General features: G+C 45.2%; 17 protein-coding genes and 2 pseudogenes. 7 read left to right on the top strand and 12 right to left on the bottom strand.

The features are described from left to right. Positions 1 to 37 precede the first annotated feature (37 nt). A complete protein-coding gene (locus N4J56_RS21395) occupies positions 38 to 370 on the bottom strand; it encodes a four-helix bundle copper-binding protein (RefSeq protein WP_317108272.1) in 333 nt (110 codons plus the stop codon). Positions 371 to 806: 436 nt separating this feature from the next. Here N4J56_RS21395 and sppA point away from each other — a divergent pair, with 436 nt between their 5' ends. Both sppA and N4J56_RS21405 read left to right on the top strand, forming a co-directional pair. Beyond that, positions 807 to 1,754, top strand: coding sequence for a signal peptide peptidase SppA (gene sppA / locus N4J56_RS21400; RefSeq protein WP_317108273.1), 948 nt, complete (start codon positions 807 to 809; stop codon positions 1,752 to 1,754). Between the two features lie 3 nt (positions 1,755 to 1,757). Further along, positions 1,758 to 2,279: a YIP1 family protein gene (locus N4J56_RS21405; protein ID WP_317108274.1), complete on the top strand. Its 522-nt coding sequence runs from the start codon at positions 1,758 to 1,760 to the stop codon at positions 2,277 to 2,279. A gap of 112 nt (positions 2,280 to 2,391) precedes the next feature. Here the strand turns inward: N4J56_RS21405 and N4J56_RS21410 are convergent, their stop codons facing one another. From N4J56_RS21410 to N4J56_RS21425, 4 genes are all read right to left on the bottom strand, one after another. Next, entirely contained in the window at positions 2,392 to 3,135 is a 744-nt protein-coding gene (locus N4J56_RS21410; RefSeq protein ID WP_317108275.1) for an NADH dehydrogenase subunit K, read from the bottom strand. A gap of 142 nt (positions 3,136 to 3,277) precedes the next feature. Then, positions 3,278 to 4,147: a hypothetical protein gene (locus tag N4J56_RS21415; protein ID WP_317108276.1), complete on the bottom strand. Its 870-nt coding sequence runs from the start codon at positions 4,145 to 4,147 to the stop codon at positions 3,278 to 3,280. Positions 4,148 to 4,275: 128 nt separating this feature from the next. After that, positions 4,276 to 4,938 carry a hypothetical protein gene (locus tag N4J56_RS21420; RefSeq protein WP_317108277.1) on the bottom strand — a complete coding sequence of 221 codons (663 nt, stop codon included), beginning with the start codon at positions 4,936 to 4,938 and terminating at the stop codon, positions 4,276 to 4,278. A 100-nt stretch (positions 4,939 to 5,038) separates the two neighbouring features. Next, a complete protein-coding gene (locus N4J56_RS21425; RefSeq protein ID WP_317108278.1) occupies positions 5,039 to 5,476 on the bottom strand; it encodes a PRC-barrel domain-containing protein in 438 nt (145 codons plus the stop codon). A 703-nt stretch (positions 5,477 to 6,179) separates the two neighbouring features. Between N4J56_RS21425 and N4J56_RS21430 the strand changes: the two genes are divergently transcribed. After that, positions 6,180 to 6,749 carry a type 1 glutamine amidotransferase domain-containing protein gene (locus N4J56_RS21430; protein WP_317108279.1) on the top strand — a complete coding sequence of 190 codons (570 nt, stop codon included), beginning with the start codon at positions 6,180 to 6,182 and terminating at the stop codon, positions 6,747 to 6,749. 149 nt (positions 6,750 to 6,898) lie between these two features. Here N4J56_RS21430 and N4J56_RS21435 read toward each other — a convergent pair whose 3' ends face one another. The 3 genes from N4J56_RS21435 to tnpA form a co-directional block, all read right to left on the bottom strand. Next, entirely contained in the window at positions 6,899 to 7,732 is an 834-nt protein-coding gene (locus N4J56_RS21435) for a hypothetical protein (RefSeq protein ID WP_317108280.1), read from the bottom strand. A 134-nt stretch (positions 7,733 to 7,866) separates the two neighbouring features. Continuing rightward, positions 7,867 to 9,378: an NAD(P)/FAD-dependent oxidoreductase gene (locus N4J56_RS21440; protein WP_317108281.1), complete on the bottom strand. Its 1,512-nt coding sequence runs from the start codon at positions 9,376 to 9,378 to the stop codon at positions 7,867 to 7,869. A gap of 155 nt (positions 9,379 to 9,533) precedes the next feature. Next, a complete protein-coding gene (tnpA, locus tag N4J56_RS21445; RefSeq protein ID WP_317108282.1) occupies positions 9,534 to 9,947 on the bottom strand; it encodes an IS200/IS605 family transposase in 414 nt (137 codons plus the stop codon). 36 nt (positions 9,948 to 9,983) lie between these two features. Between tnpA and N4J56_RS21450 the strand changes: the two genes are divergently transcribed. Further along, on the top strand, positions 9,984 to 11,321 hold the full coding sequence (locus N4J56_RS21450) for an RNA-guided endonuclease TnpB family protein (RefSeq protein WP_317108283.1): 1,338 nt from the start codon (positions 9,984 to 9,986) through the stop codon (positions 11,319 to 11,321). Here N4J56_RS21450 and N4J56_RS41170 read toward each other — a convergent pair. The 4 genes and pseudogenes from N4J56_RS41170 to N4J56_RS21470 all read right to left on the bottom strand — a co-directional run. Beyond that, positions 11,266 to 11,727 (bottom strand): annotated as a pseudogene (locus tag N4J56_RS41170) (alcohol dehydrogenase catalytic domain-containing protein); the annotation flags it as partial. The gene N4J56_RS21450 and the pseudogene N4J56_RS41170 overlap by 56 nt on opposite strands. A gap of 444 nt (positions 11,728 to 12,171) precedes the next feature. Then, positions 12,172 to 12,539, bottom strand: a pseudogene (locus N4J56_RS41175) (response regulator). Between the two features lie 537 nt (positions 12,540 to 13,076). After that, positions 13,077 to 13,976, bottom strand: coding sequence for a DUF3267 domain-containing protein (locus tag N4J56_RS21465; protein WP_317108286.1), 900 nt, complete (start codon positions 13,974 to 13,976; stop codon positions 13,077 to 13,079). 14 nt (positions 13,977 to 13,990) lie between these two features. Further along, a complete protein-coding gene (locus tag N4J56_RS21470) occupies positions 13,991 to 14,173 on the bottom strand; it encodes a hypothetical protein (RefSeq protein WP_317108287.1) in 183 nt (60 codons plus the stop codon). A gap of 23 nt (positions 14,174 to 14,196) precedes the next feature. On the opposite strand from N4J56_RS21470, the gene N4J56_RS21475 reads away from it, so the two are divergent. From N4J56_RS21475 to N4J56_RS21485, 3 genes are all read left to right on the top strand, one after another. Next, positions 14,197 to 14,400 (top strand): hypothetical protein, encoded by a 204-nt coding sequence (locus tag N4J56_RS21475; RefSeq protein WP_317108288.1) that lies wholly within the window; start codon positions 14,197 to 14,199, stop codon positions 14,398 to 14,400. A 101-nt stretch (positions 14,401 to 14,501) separates the two neighbouring features. Next, positions 14,502 to 14,630 carry a hypothetical protein gene (locus tag N4J56_RS21480; protein WP_317108289.1) on the top strand — a complete coding sequence of 43 codons (129 nt, stop codon included), beginning with the start codon at positions 14,502 to 14,504 and terminating at the stop codon, positions 14,628 to 14,630. Continuing rightward, complete coding sequence (locus tag N4J56_RS21485) at positions 14,605 to 16,281, top strand: ATP-binding protein (protein WP_317108290.1); 1,677 nt, start codon at positions 14,605 to 14,607, stop codon at positions 16,279 to 16,281. The genes N4J56_RS21480 and N4J56_RS21485 overlap by 26 nt, the downstream gene beginning before the upstream one ends. Positions 16,282 to 16,356 lie beyond the last annotated feature (75 nt).

A 16,356-nucleotide genomic window follows, 5' to 3' on the forward strand; every position in this document is an offset into this window, starting at 1 on the left:
TACCCCAAACGATTGTTGGTTCTGAATTTTGAGCTAATTAGGCTCGTGCTGCGGCAATGCCTGCAATCTTGCGATATTCTTCTACTGCTTGACGGCAAGCTCTGGCACAGTTCTGGCAGTGGGGATTGTCGTGCTTCTCGCATTCACTGGCGCAGGCTTCGCAGATATCAATACAGGCACGAACGACATTCGGAATGAAGCGGGAACTGCGACTCATAAAACCTGCGATCGTCCAACAGATTTGAGCGCAGTCGCGGCACAGACGAGCGCATTCTGGCATGGAACCCAAACACTCGTCGGCACAGTGTTCGCACTCGTAAGCGCAGTGAATTGCAGCGTCAATACTGGTTTGATATTGTTGATGAGGCATAATGTTTCCTCTCTTAAATACTTACTTTGCGAGTGTAGAAATTTTGAATGATTTACGTCTTTATCTAATGAAATAATCTCATTTTCTCTCGGATGAAAGATAATCATTTCATCCTAATTTCATCTCTTTGCGATCGAGCGATATGATTGGCGAACGTTACTTTCGATGAATTAGAAAATATTAATTTAAAAGATTTAGATAATATAGTAAAACTTGACAAAATTTCATTTAAATTAAGTTGTGGAAGTTGGCGATCGTGAAAGCAAGCTTCGCTCGTCAAAGTCATTTATAAAATCATCAAAAATTAATCAAAAATTAAGAATAATGAGAGTTAACATTGATGACAATTTTTAACTAGATCGGCCGCTAGAATTTATTTGAGATAAAATGACAGAAGATAGCAGCTATTGCAGTTGAAAGCAACTGTAGATATATCGTGCGCTTAGATCGAATTTTTGCTTTAGTAATAATTATAATTTGCTTGCTAGCAGCATTGGGCAATTGGTTAGGCGGTCGTACTCCTAGAGCTGAAACTGCCATGACTCCAGGCGGAACAGGTAGTACAGCCAATGTTGCCCTAATAGAAATTTACGGCACAATTAGCGATCGCCCAACGACTCCTTTCGGTAGCGTTGATAATTCTAATTCCAACGCTATTATTAAATCGATTCGGCAAGCTCGTAAGGACGGAGTAAAAGCAATTTTATTGCATATTAATAGTCCTGGTGGTACTGCTGCTGCTTCCCAAGCTATTTACAACGAACTCATGCGAGTTCGCCAAGAAAGTCCAATTCAGATTGTTGCGAGTTTTGGGGATGTTGCCGCTTCGGGAGGATATTACGTCGCTAGTGCAGCTCATCATATTGTGGCTAACCCAGCTACTACGACAGGCTCAATTGGAGTGATTATACGCACTCAAAATTTATCTCCTTTACTCAATAAAGTCGGGATCGAAACAGGTAATATAAAAAGCGGTCAATACAAAGATATTCTCTCGCCATTTCGAGATCTTTCAACGGGGGAACAGACAATTTTACAAGGAATTGTGAGCGAATCCTATCAGCAATTTCTAAATGCCATAGTCGCAGGTCGTAACATCTCGTTAGAACAATTGAAACCACTAGCAGATGGACGAATATTTACAGGCGCTCAAGCACAACAAGTTAAGTTAGTCGATTCCTTGGGAAACACTCATGATGCTTTGATGAAAGCAGCCGAACTAGCAAAAATTTCCGGCGAACCAAGCGTGCGTAACTACTCTTCTCCTGGCTGGCGCGATTCTTTAGGCATCTTTTTATCAACCTCCATAGAACAGTTTCTTCCCAGCTATCGAGAATTTCAAATGGCTCGTTGGCAGAAAATTCCGCTAACTTTGTGGGAATAAGCAATGTTAAATTCTCTCTACACTACATTTTTTAGACCAGTTGAAATGCGATTTTCAGCTCAAGTTGCGGTCGCAATTGGGCTGCTCGTTGTCTTCATACTGGCACTCAATGCAGCAGGTGCAGCGGGACTAGGTGTGGGTGGAATTATTGGATTTACGTTACTGTTTCTGTTTGCTGGGTTATTGGGGTGGTTCTGGTTATCTGCTGCGGTGAATTTGCTGGCACAGTTACTTGGCGGACAAGCAGATGGACGTGCAACCATGAGTGCGATCGCCACTGGTCTTTATCCCCTGATATTTACTGCTCCGGCGATCGCGGCGAGTCGATGGTCCCAAGCTTTGGGAGATTTGTTTTCTTTTCTCATCAGCATTGCTGTGTTTGTGACGCTGACAATTGCCATCCATCACGTGCATGAAATTAGCTGGTGGAAATCGATTTTCTGTTTGGCGATCGCGATAACTGTTTCCTTGTTTGCCCTATCAGGTTTAATCCTCTGGCCAGTAATGATTATTTTAGGGATGTAGTCTTGTTTAACTCAGGGCTTTTGCTCAGCCCAAGTATCAACGGAACAAATTGAATTCGTTGCTTCCTATTTCCTTGACTGACTTAGAAACGAGAACGGGTTTAGATTCTTCTTCAGCTAAGATTTACTTTCTCTTTGTGAGCTATAGATTGCAGGGCTGGCGGCACTGGCATACCGATGGCTTCTGTTAATTCCTGCGGTGGTGCTTGACGAGTGGGCGACTGCAAATATTGACCAGTCAGGATTGGCTTAACCACCTTCATATTGTGAGTCGTGCTGTAGTAGCGGTGGTTTTGCTGAATTGGAGTCCGCTCTTGCATCGACTCGTTAGCAATCTTCTTCCGCAGTTTGATAATAGCATCCATAATTGCTTCTGGTCTGGGGGGACATCCAGGCAGATATACGTCTACGGGAATCAGTTTGTCTACACCCCTTACAGCGGTATGCGAGTCTACGCTAAACATACCGCCAGTAATCGTGCAAGCACCCATCGCAATTACATACTTGGGATTTGGCATTTGCTCGTAAAGCCGCACTAATTGCGGAGCCATCTTCATCGTAATCGTACCTGCGGTAATAATTAAATCGGCTTGTCGGGGACTCATGCGGGGAAACACCCCGAAGCGGTCGAAGTCAAACCTCGAACCAATTAAAGCGGCAAATTCGATAAAGCAACAGGCAGTCCCAAACATGAGCGGGTACAAGCTAGACATCTTCGCCCAGTTGTAGAGATCGTCAACGGTTGTGAGGATGACGTTTTCTGATAACTGCTGCGTGACTTGCGAATATTCAACTGGATTAATGACTTGGGGCTTGGCTGTCTCTGGTGAGGTATTAGCTGTTGCTTGCAGACTCATAGAAAACTCCCAATATTAAACCCATTAGCTAGTACAAGCGGTCTATAGAGTGGGCGTAGCGTGGCTACGTCCATTCTACGTCTACTTACTGCCTATGAGGTAGCGATCGCCAACAGCTAGCTATTTGAGCCGCCGCCCCAGCCTATTTAGCTGCTCTAGGAATTGCTGACTGATAGACAGACTGAACGACGAGTACAGGCTTTTGGCTATATTCTGCTTCTAGTTGCTTGACAAAACCCTCATCCCAATTGAAATCGTATTCTCTTTCGAGGTCAGCGACGACTAAGGGACGCAGTACACCTGTGACAGCAACCGTTTGATCCTCTTTAACGGCTGTGTTTGCTGTATTACCTGTTTTAGGATTTGCTACCAATACTAGTAAGTCACTATCACCAAATAGTTGGTCTTCGTCTAGAGTAAAAGTAGTTGGACTGAGTATTTCCTCAACTTCACCCGTTACAGCCAGGGTTCTGCCGTAGTACTGTTTTGGGTTTGAAGTAATTTCCCCAGGTTCAGGTGCAGGCGCGATCGACTGAGCAATAATTGCTGGTTTGCCTTCGTATTCTACATACAGGTTCGGCTCCAAGTCCAGAAAATCGTAGTCTCTCTCGACATCAGCTATTACAAATTGACGCACTTCACCTGTGACTTGAACCTCTGTATCGTCAGTAGGAAGGGCTAAGGGCTGCCCTGAAGCATTCACAACTAAAATTGTTTCATTGCCAAAAAACTCCTCATCGCTAATTGTGAAGGTGTTATTACCAACTTTCTTAACAGGTTCGCTTCTTACCGTTACAGTCTTACCGATGAGTTGCTTCGTGTTGTCGGTCACTTCCTCTGTTGTGACGTTTCCGGTTGGAGAGACAGGAGTATTTGCTTGTGGCTGTGTCGCCGTCTCTCCTGTAGGAGATGCAGGTCTGTTTGTTTCTAGCTGATTAGTACAAGCGGGAAGAACGATCGCGGCTAGTGCTAATGCGATCGCGCTTTTGGTATTCCATAACTTATTTAACATTGAGAAAACCTCCTTACACCTTTTATGTAAGTTGAAAGTGAAAAATTAAAAGCCAAAATGTTGAAATACAGTTTTGACTGGTGCTAGATAATTCTGAGTACGAATCATCTAGCCTTTGTGTGTGTGAATTAGTTCAAGAAGACTTGACCATCTTTTTGAATTCTCAGTACGCCCTGGTTGCGATCTACAGGTTTTGCGTCTTCATCTATGCTGACTTCCAGCACGCCTGGTTCATCTGTAGTCACAGGTGTGAGCTTCACAAATCCGTCATCTCCTCGATAAACAGCTACAGTTGCAGGTAGTGCCAAGCTTGGTAATACACCTACTTTTCCACCTTCAAGCCGTTTGGGTCCAGTATGTCCTGGGGATTCATACGTGACGACTGTGTTGGTATTATTCTTCAACCTCACCTCAATCGGTTGATTTGCTGTAGCGAGCTTTGCCACTGGCTCGCTTCTATTCGCTGGTAGAGGTGGCGTAACAGGTGGGTTCGTTTGGTCGCGCAATCTTGGGGAATAGTAAGGATCTGCCGATGTAGCCCTAGGACGAGCTGCTTCAGGCGTACCTTGTCCCTGCAGTATTCTAGTTGCGGCATTAGGCGGACAGCCTTCAGGAGCTAAGCGCGTACTGTTGAAAGGTTCTTCATAGTAGATTTTCGGACAAGGATTGAGTACCTGAGAACCCTGTGCCGATGCCACTAGAGGAACTGCTGGTATACCAATCAGCAAACCACCAAAAACGGCTCCCACTATTCTTTTTGTTTTCGAGTGAATTCTGGTTTTTTTAAGCATCTGTAACTCCTACTAAAAGTGTTGTAGTTTTATTCGCTGGCAATCTGCATTAATTCAAAGCTTGCGTCTGCTACTTTCTAGCAAAACAACTCATGATGTCTTATTTAAAGTTGCTGTAGTATGTAAGTACCATTGGATCGATTGGTGCGATCGGTGCGGGTTGAATTGAAGGATTGTTATTTGCAAGGCGATAAGCATTGCTGACGCGAACTTCATAATCGCGATCGAGCTTCAGATCGTCATTGAATTGGGGTAAATTCTTGGCTTGCTCTTTCGTTAGACCTTCTGCATCTACTCTTCTTTCTATTGCATTAACTTGCGTTATTTCTATTGGAAGTAAAACTTCTTTTATAAAAATCCAAAAGCCAATATTGACGACTAAATATCGGAACTTTCCCGTGTCTTCATCCACTAAAATATCTTTGGCACTACCAAACTTTTCATCTCTGTTGGTATATACATTAAATCCAATAATGCTATTACCTCCAATTCTATTTGCCACTTGTGGATAAAGTTGTTTTAGTTTCATCAAAGCCATGTTTTATATTCCCGACCAAATTTATTCTCCTACTCGGCGTTAACGTTTCAGCGATAGAAGAAACTACACTTAGAAGAGAGAGTCAGCCTCACTCAAGGGAGAGAGCCTGTATAGAAATTATTATCCTAGTAAGTAACGAGAAAAGTTGAGCGCTCAACTGGGGGGTGTAAGTTCAATTGTTTGAACCGGTGTAGAATTCAATCGTTTCGACCGAATCTATTTTTAGGTTAGATTCAAATAGTGGAAAACTCGTGGAGAAATTAAGTTGCTTGACCAATCTATTACTTCAGATAGACTTGAACTACACCAATGTGAGTAGTTGCCACTCTAAAAGCAGTTTTGGACGAAACATTAGTCTATCCATTCTAGTAGTCCTAACTTCAACTTAGACGACAATGGTGGAAAACTCGTGGAGGCTGGACAGGCAACAGCACTTTCCGTCAGTTTCAAAAATTTTGATTATGTCTGTAGCAGGACGCGATCGCCCTCAGTCTTGGCTAATCTAATATAAATACAATTGCGTCCTCCCATCATTAGGTGTTAGCAATTCAGGCAAGCATTATCTAGGCAAAAATAATTTGTCTGTTGCGTTTAGCGTTCGGACACTCAAAAGTTTTCAGGAGCGAACGATAATTTCTCATGACTGGCTGAGGTAACACTCAAATAGGGCTAGCAAATAAGAGCAAAACGGAGGAAATTTCACATGGCACAGCAACTGAACCAAAAAAAAGTTGCTATTCTTGCTACCGACGGCGTTGAACAAGTAGAACTGACCGAACCTAAGCAAGCACTGGAGCAAGCTGGCGCTCAGACTCAGGTGATTTCGCCCAAAAGCGACAGCATCCAAGGTTGGAATCATCACGAAAAGGGCGATCGCATTGCGGTAGATAGAACGCTCGATCGCGCCGATCCCAATGAGTATGATGCACTATTGTTACCTGGTGGTGCTTTGAATCCCGACCAGCTACGCACCAATTCCGCAGCGGTACAGTTTGTCAAATCCTTTTTTGCAGCAGGCAAGCCTGTTGCTGCTATCTGTCACGGTCCCTGGATGTTGGTTGAAGCGGATGTGGTTAAGGGACGTACTCTAACTTCCTGGTCTTCACTGCAAACCGACTTGAGAAACGCTGGTGCAACTTGGGTCGATCGGGAAGTCGTGGTCGATCGGGGATTAGTGACCAGTCGCAATCCTCAAGACATTCCGGCATTCAACAATAAGATGCTTGAGGAATTTGCTGAGGGGCAGCACGAACAACAGCGCCGTTCTGCATAATTGTTGCGATCGCCTTGCTGACTCTCATCGGTTGAGCAGGCAAGAAAAGCGATCGCAAGTTAATTGGAGCAGTATTTACGATAACAAGTGGGCAGCTGAAAAACGGATAAGTATGACTGCGATTGGATTGAACGAGGTGAATGAAAGTTTTACGCCACAACTTGCGGTCGCACTCTCCCCAACAGCCATGCCAAGATTGCACCGAAACCAAAGATATTCGCTACTGACAACACCAGTCCTCCTAATACCGGAATCAAGCCGATTAAAGCCAAAATCAGCATACCGAGGAGAAATTGTTGTACGGGCGACCGCCCTGGCGCTTTCAAACTTCTTTGCCCCAGCCAAAGAGCAACTCCAAGAGTTCCTACGAGTGCTGTAATGGCGACTGCTAAACCAACTAATGGTAACAATGGAATGCCAATTAAGCTAACTGCCAGCACGATGACAAGCAAAATGACAGCAAACATACCGCCTAAACCCCACAAGCCACTCGCCAGAGGATACTGACTGATAATTGCTGCCAAGGTAAGCAGGAAATTTGGTCGCCAAAGTAGGATTAAAACACCAATAATAGCGCCGATCGCGACGTTGAGCAGATGAAAGGCACTACCGAACAGATAGCGAACAAAAAAGAAGCCGTCAGCTCCCCTCCTCCGAGAGCCATACATTCCCCATCTACCATCCTCTAAGACTGTACCGGAAGTGCCGCCAATCGTAGCTCCTGGCTGGGCAATAATTTCTCCTCCTACAGCGTAGACATCACCATCAACGCGGACACCCTTTTCTAAGATCGCATCTCCGCCAATGGCGATCGCAGTTTGGGTAACTCTTGCTCCCTCCCCAATTGTCGTATCACCCCCAATCGCGATCGCATTTTCCACAACTTGGTTGGGCAGAACTATAACATCGCCGCCAACCCGAATAATGTTCTTGTTGTTGACATTAATATCAGTTTGTGCCGGAGCCGTTATTGAGAAAAGCATTGCGCTCAGAGCTGATACCAAGACCAAAATCGCTCGGTTTCTTTTAAGACTTCTCATACCCCATCCCTCTTCTTAACGTGTAGCTACGATCGATCGCTAATTCCGCCCTTGCAACTAATCTAGCGGCAGCAGATTTATCCAGGCTTTGTGGCGACGAACTCCTTCGCGTCCTCATGGCAAATCTGCTGCATAATGTTGCGACCCGACATGGCGACTACGGGGACGCTGCCACCAGGCTCAACCCACTGTCCGATCGCGTAAAAATTATCTAGACCTGGTAGCGTTTTGCGGATGCCAGCGATCGCCAACCCAAGCGTTTGCTTGGTCAGTAGCCAGCCACAGTTTGAACCCTGCCAGTTGCCCGTGTAGCGTTCGTAACTGAGTGGTGTAGCAACATCCACATACTCGATATCGGCTTTGATACCAGGATAAACCCGATCCAGCCAATCGATCAGAATACCTGATTCTTGAATTTGCTCGGCGTTGTAAATCGACCGTCCGTAGATGCGCTGCCAGTAATCGTAGGGTGTACTCAGCGCGACGATCGCCACTGACTTACCTGCTGGAGCTAGCGAGGGGTCAAAGCAGTAGTGCCTGAGATCGATCTTGTAGCGTTCCTCACCAGCAATGGTGACTGGGCGATCGAGCAGGTATGCGACCCAATGAGGAGTGTTTGACAGGTCGCGGTTGATGCCGAGCGATACCTGGAGTTGTGAGTAGGTAGGCAGGCGATCGTTGTAGAGCTTTTTTAACTGGCGATCGACATATCGACCACCCAGCAGATCGAAAATCGTCCCGCGTCCATCACAGGCTGAGATGATGCGGCGAGCATGATATTCCTCGTTGTCGTACAACCGCACTCCGATAGCGCGATCGTTTTTCACTAGAATGCGTTCTACCTGGGAACAGTAATGAATTTCACCGCCCAATTCAAGATAGCGCCTCTCGATCGCACGGGCAAAATCGAGCGATCCGCCGAGCGGGAACCCAGCATTCTTGTTGTGCGCGTATGCTAGCAGTGACATGCCGACCATCACGGGGATATCCGTCCAGGCAAACATTTGCGGGATAGCGCGACGTAGGAAAGGGTCTTGGAATTCCTGGGCGAATTCCTGGGCGGAAATCCTTCCCCATCTCGCCAACGCTCCGACAAACGGCAGCAGCTTCAGACCGAGCCGAACCCAGTCCGCGGCTCCCATCAAGGCTTTGGGCTTCTGCCGCAGCCATGACAGATCGAAGTGGGTAAAAGCCCGAATCCCCGCACACAAGTCCTCGATCGCTTCGCTGTCGGCAGGCGAGAGTCTCTTCATCTCCTGTTCGAGGCGATCGGGATCGCTGTAAACGATTAGCGTTTTGCCGCTTGGTGCGACGATCCGCATGAACTCATCCTGATGGACGAATTGCCGACCCTGAACTACTCCCAGTTCCTCCCACATCTGATGGAATGGCTGACCAGAACCAGAGCCAAACAAGTAATAAAGGCAACCATCGAAGACATATCCTTTGCGCTCCCAAGCCGTACACAGACCACCAGGCTGGTCGTGCAGCTCGAAAATTTGGGTGCGATAGCCGTTCATCTGGGCGTAGCAGCCCGCTGCTAATCCGGCAATCCCCGCCCCAATGATGATAATATCAGTCCCCAACATAGAGCTACAAGTGTTGTAATAGTCAATCTTTCAAATCGTAAATAGAATTATTTGTGGGCAGGATTGAAGTTGCCGAGCAAAAACAAGCTGGCTGTCAGACTAGCTACGCACAAAAACGACTATAGCGGCACCAGTTCAACACTTCCTGACCGAAATTAATGGGATACAAGCCCCGTCCTTCTAGGACGGCTTTGTTTTTTAATGTACTCGATTAGAGTTTCTATCGGTGCGCCTCCTACCGAAACCGCAAAATAGCTAGGACTCCATAGCGCAGTCTTGCCGTATGGTTTCTTGAATCCAGCCTGCCCATACCGACGACTCGACACACCTTTAAGGGCATTCACTATTTTGGATACCGAAAGCTTTGGCGGATATTCAATCAATGCGTGTACGTGTTCGTCTTCTCCATTGATTTCTAATATCTGAAAATCCATTTGTTTTGCTACATGGTGAAACACTTCTTCAATTAGTTTTAACTCCTGCAAGGAGAATACTTCTTCACGATATTTGGCAATGCAGACTAAATGAATCTTGAGGTCTGTAACGCTGTGTCTTTCTCTTCTATACATCTTAATTTTTCAGACAGACCAATATAGGATACCAGAATGAAAGCACGATATCAGTACAGAATCTACCCAACAGACCAACAGCGCCAAGACTTGGCGAAACTATTCGGCTGCGTTCGCGTTGTGTGGAATGATGCGCTCTTCTTGTGCAGGAATTCTGAAAAACTACCAAGTAACGGAGATTTGCAGAAAATATGTATTACCCAAGCTAAGAAAACTGAAAAGCGAGAATGGTTGAGTGAAGTTTCTAATATCCCACTTCAACAATCAATCGCCGACTTAGGGGTTGCTTATAAGAACTTTTTTGAATCACTCAATGGAAATAGAATTGGGATTAAAGTTAAACCACCAAGGTTCAAGAAAAAGGATAATCGTCAATCTGCGCGATTCAGGAAAGGTGGTTTTAGTATGAGAGATTGCGGGTGGAATTATTCCACCCGCAACTCTCTCGTCAAGGGAGAGAAAGTCTATTTAGCTAAAATCGGAGATGTTTATCCTATTTGGTCAAGAGAATTGCCGTTTGAACCTAGTTCTGTAACGGTAATCAAAGACTGTGCAGGTCGATATTTTCTGAGTTTTGCTGTAGAGGTTGAACCTATTAATACTGTTGCCAAGAACCAAAGCATCGATATCGATTTGGGTATCAAGACTTTTGCTGCGATGAGTAATGGAGAAAAGGCACAAAGCCCTAACTACTCTAGAATAGACCGCAAAATTCGTCAACTACAAAGACAGCTAGCACGTCAACAGAAGGGTTCTAAGCGTAGAATTGTAACCCGCTCGAAAATCGCCAGACTGCATAACCAAATTGCTGATACCCGTAAGGAGTTTCTGCACAAACTCTCTTCTAGAGTAGTTCTAGAAAATCAAATTATTGTGCTAGAAGACTTGAACGTATCAGGAATGGTTAAAAACCGACGATTGGCGCGAACGATTAGCTTGCAGGGTTGGCGAGAGTTTAGGACTTTATGCGAAGCGAAATCAGATAAGTTTGGTAGGACATTTCAAGTTATCTCAAGATGGGAACCGACAAGTCAAATCTGCTCGGATTGTGGGTATAGATGGGGCAAAATCGACCTCTGTGTTCGCTCAATACTTTGCTTGAATTGCAATACCGAGCCAGATAGAGACGAAAACGCTTCCAGAAATCTAGAAAAAGGAGCCAGTGCGGTCTTGGCGCTTTGCGTCGAGGAGCAACTGGCGGTCGGGATAGGGCATTGCCACGACTCTAAACGGACGGGGAGAGACTGTAAGACTGTTTCGGCAGCGAGTTTCAGTGAGCCGTCAAGAATCACTGCGGCTTTAGCAAGCGTGAGTATGTCAATAATCCTGCATTGGCAAAGGGAATCCGAGCGTATTCTGCCTGCAAGCCATTAAAAGGACCCGTTATCTTTTGAACCACCGAAAAAAGCCGTCCCTGCACTGCTACCATTGGGATTAGAATTATCGCACTGAGAATGATATCCCGAACGGCAATAAGAACAGTAGCCGCAGGCAATTGTTGAGGGAATCACGACGCGTTAGCGAAGCGGCGCGATAGCGCTTCGCCGACTTTGAAATTCCGCACGTTGGAGCCGATTTCTTCAATGATGCCAATGCCTTCATGTCCTAAAATCGTACCAGGTTTCATCCCTGTAAACGTGCCGCGAATCATGTGCAGATCCGTGCCGCAAATTGCGCTTGAGGTCAGCCGCACGATCGCATCCGTTGAGTCTTGAATTTTAGGTTCTGGTACTTCATCTAGCCGAATGTCTCCAATTCCATGAAAAACAACTGCTTTCATTGCAAATACTCCTAGTAATTGATAGAACAGTTTTAGATCAATTTAATTTGCAGCTAACGCACCCGCTTTTCACTCCTAAAGCACGAGCGCTCGCTTCTGCAACAAATGAGAAATATCGCAGCCGATGCTAAATTTTTTGATGATATTTTCAGCCAACAGTTTGAGTTTTTGTAAACTCCGCGACACCAGCGATCGGTCACTATGCTAGCGATGCTGCTCTCCCTTTCTTCTCATCCCCAAGAAGGATATAAAGCTAATATAAATTGTAATTTACGTACGCTAAATGATTATCATTTTTATGAAATTTATAAGATATTATTATTCCTGAATTGAGTTATAAAATACCCAACTATAGAGTGCTTTTAGTACGAGCAAAATTAATAAATAACCAATTAATTCGTAAGCCGAAAACATCTTACTAATGACGAATGACAGATGTTCTGCTTAAGTTAAAGCTGCTTCAACTTGTTCGGCAAGCTTTAAAGGATTAAACGGTTTATTGAGTACACCCTTAGCACCTAGTTGGGTAAACTTCTGCTCAACAAAACGCCCTCTAGCAGTCAGTAAAATTACCGGAATTTTACTAGTTATCGTATTAGATTGTAGTTTTTTAAAGTGGTTAACCCGTCTTCATCCGGCATCATAATATCTAAGAGAATTGCATCAGGCTGATTATCTTGGGCTAAATTTAAGCCTTCCCGACCTGAATGGGCAGTTATTACCTGCCATCCTCCCATAATTTCTAAGCAAGTTTGAACCAATTTTAGAATGTCATCTTCGTCATCAATGACTAGAATTCTTTTGCTTGTCACTATTTTCTTCTCCTTCTCGATCTAAAGCATCCTATTACTTGGTAAGTAAGCATTCCACAAATATTGTTATTACTTGTTATTTTTGCTTTAATTTAAGTTATTCAAATATAATACTGCAACTAGAAAATTGATGTTAAAGTTTTATACCTTTCGATATAAGTGTAAATACATATTCACGCTACGCTCTTTGTCATTTCTAATTACCCAGCTCGCAATCGCTTGTAAAATTTTTAGCAAAACGATCGAATGGCGCACCCACCACAAAGAAAGTAAATAACGTGGTAATTGTCATAATAATGCCAAGCATGACGTTACTAAGACGAGGATTTTGTATACAATCGCTGTTTGTCTTGAATTTTAGACTTCTTTACCCAAAAGATGAAAAATAACCTCTTCATAACATGAGTACGTTATGGCTCATGCTGCAAGCGACTAAGTTTTTTGAAGTCAGGAGTCCGATCTACTCTTCAATATTAAGAATCAAAAGTGGAAAAGTGGTGGAGAGTTAGAGCGTTTAAAGATAATGTTTTACAAGAATTAGCGATCGCGCACCGATTTAAACAACACTGCGACTAAACTCAGTATGGTAGCGATCCCTATCCACAACCAGAGATTAAACGAGATCGCAAATCCTTTAGCGTTATTCTCCCAATTTAAAAGCCATAGATCGTCAGTGCCAACTAGAAATGAAGGCACGTTCAAAATATCGAACAATACAGGCAGGAGAAAACTGACGAAAATTATTAATCCCAGCATTAAAACGGTCAGATCTACCCAATTTCGGAATGCAGACTTAACCCTGCCGCTTGGTTGTCGAAAAGGCAGGGAACAAGCATTGAGATCGAGAGGCGCGTAAATCGCTACTCCTGTTTTACGGTCTTCCACTGTAATCGATCGCGGACAGCGCAGTAGTAGCGTTGCGATCCAGAGATCGCCACTCGCGCCAGCAGTATTGAGAATAGCTACCCAGCCTAACCAAGGTGCTTGAGGCAAAACGGCTAGTAAAAGTATAGCGATCGCGTCAATGACAAATAAAGGGGTCAGCGAAATGACTAAAAAAGCATTGCGAGAAAAACGCCTTCTCGGTGCAGTCGTGTAAGCGTAGGGAAGGAAATATTCGATTCCTACTCCAGATCGTGGTTTACCACCAAAGGCAATGAAAGCCAAACCGTGTATAAGTTTGTGGATTAGAAATGTACCGAGAGGAATTGCGACAAAATAAACTAAAAATAACATAATTTGCCATGCTTGTTGAGAATAGACTGCGGCATCGAAAATCCACGATCGCTTATATCCATGAATAACTTGGTAAAAAGTACTAATAGCTGCTGCCGTGACGACAAACAAAATAATACTCAAACTACTCCAGCGCAGGGCTAGTGCGGGAGTGAGGCGAAAAACATGAATTGGGCGATCGCCTGTTGTAGTCATAGTCATTGCTCAAAAGATTTTCACCTGCTACCGCGATCGGCAAGTGCAAATGCGATCGCTGCACCAATACCCGCACCCAATGCCATTCCAATTCCTGCCGACAAGGGATGTGCCAAGATAATTCCCGCAACAGCTCCAATTGTTGTGCCGATAGTAATACCCCAAACTGCATATCTGATGTATTTACTACTGTCTGAAAACATCTCTGACTCCCTCTTGACTGCGATTGCAGCATTCACCCCATTTGCTCGTTCAAATCTTACCTGTGTATCTCACCTCATCTGGTACGACAGCAGTACAGGTAGTGCGAACCAGTCAGGAACACGAACACAAGAGCGATTATTCCAAGGATGGCGATCGCCACCTCGATAAATGTTGCCCAGTTGTGAAATTTAGAGTCAGACAGTCAGTTCTGCTGACTCTAGAGTGAGTCCCTGCACAAAGCAGGAGTGTGTGAGATATACTACCTATACTGCCGTCGAACTTCAGAAAAGGCGTAGGTCTTGAGAACCTTACGTTTTCTAAGGTAGAGTGCAAAAGTGGAAAAGTCGGGCAGAAAAAGATGAAAGAGAAATTACCTGTCGTGAGTCAACCGATTACGGCAACATAGAATTGCTAGCCCAAACCGCAGAATATGCTCAGTTCGATCCGTCAGCTTAAGGGCTACGGCGTTGCTGTTATCGCCGTTGCCGTTGCTTTTCTGTTAACACAACTGATCTGGTGGCTGATCCAGCCCCATCTTTATCCACTATTTTTAGCTGCGGTGATGGTGAGTTCCTGGTATGGCAGTATGAAACCAGGATTGTTTGCCATTACATTGTCTGCTGTATTATGTGCCTACTTCTTTGTTCCCCCATTTTATTCGCTGGCAGTCGAGCGAGACGGTCTTGATGGGCTACTCCAGTTTGTGTTAGTAGCGTTACTGATTACCTACCTCAACACAAGACTGCGCTCTACCCAAGAAATAGCCGAACGCAACGCGCGAGAAGCCCAACAAAATTACGAGTACCTACGCCAAAGCCAAGAAAGTCTGCGTCGCAGTGAAGAACGCTACCGCATTTTAGTCGAGGGAGCCACGGAATATGCCATCTTCATGCTAGACCCAAACGGAATCTTTGTTAGTTGGAATGTCGGCTCACAGAGAATTCTCGGCTATCAAGAGACAGAAATTATCGGTCAACCTTTTGAACGGATTTTTACAGCAGAAGCAATACAGCAAGGCTTACCCGCACGAGTGCTGCAAATGGCGATCGCTGAAGGTTTTTCCAGAGAGAATCGCTGGCACATCCGCAAAGATGGTACGTACATTTGGACTCATTGTATCGTTACCGTCTTGCGAGATGAGAGTGGAAATCTGCGCGGCTTTGCCAAAATTATGCAAGACATCACCCAGCGCAAGCTAGCTGAAGAAGAACGAGAGGAATTGCTACTACGCGAACAAGCTGCCCGTGCCGAAGCAGAGGCAGCCAACCGTGCCAAGGATGATTTCTTGGCTGTGGTTTCTCACGAATTACGCACCCCAATGACAGCGATTGTCGGTTGGGCTGGGATGTTGCAAACGGGAATGCTAGATGAAGGGCGAGCAACTCTAGCAATGGAGACAATCGAGCGCAATGCCACCTTGCAAATGCAACTAATTGAAGATTTGCTCGACATTTCCCGCATTGTTAGAGGAGATATTTCGCTCAATTTTGGCTGGATCGATCTCGCTAGAGTCATCACCGCAGCAATTGAAGTCGTGCAACCAACTGCTAATGAGAAAGAGATCGATTTAGAATTTGTGCGGGAGTCGGTAGGGGCGCAAAGCTTTGCGCCCGTACTAGGAAATCGGGAGTCGGGAGATAGCGATCGCTCGTTTCTTGTTTGGGGTGACTCAGAACGCTTGCAGCAAGTCGTGTGGAATCTACTTTCTAATGCAATTAAATTTACTCCCGAAGGCGGAAGAGTTGAGGTGCGGCTGACTCAAGGGATCGGGGAGCAGAGGAGATTAGAAGCAACTCCCGACTCCCCACTCCCGACGAGCGACTTCCCAAATTATGCTCGAATCCAAGTCAGCGATACAGGTATAGGTATCAGTCCTGAATTTCTCCCCTACGTTTTCGATCGCTTCCGTCAGGCAGACAGCACGAGTGCTAGATCGAATAAAGGGCTGGGTTTGGGTTTGGCGATCGCCCGCCACCTAGTGGAACTGCACGGTGGCACAATTCGCGTCGATAGTCCAGGCAGAGAACAAGGTACTACGTTTACAATCGAACTCCCCATTCTGGAAAGAGCATCTGGAGCGGGGAAGCAGGAGCAGAAAATCTTCTAGCCCCTAGCCCCCAGTCCCCAGCCCCTTCTCTGAGTCGCTTACGAGTATTAGTTGTAGATGATGAAGCTGATGCGC

The sequence above is a fragment of the Chroococcidiopsis sp. SAG 2025 genome, assembly GCF_032860985.1.
In the GTDB taxonomy this organism is placed as follows: Bacteria; Cyanobacteriota; Cyanobacteriia; order Cyanobacteriales; family Chroococcidiopsidaceae; genus Chroococcidiopsis.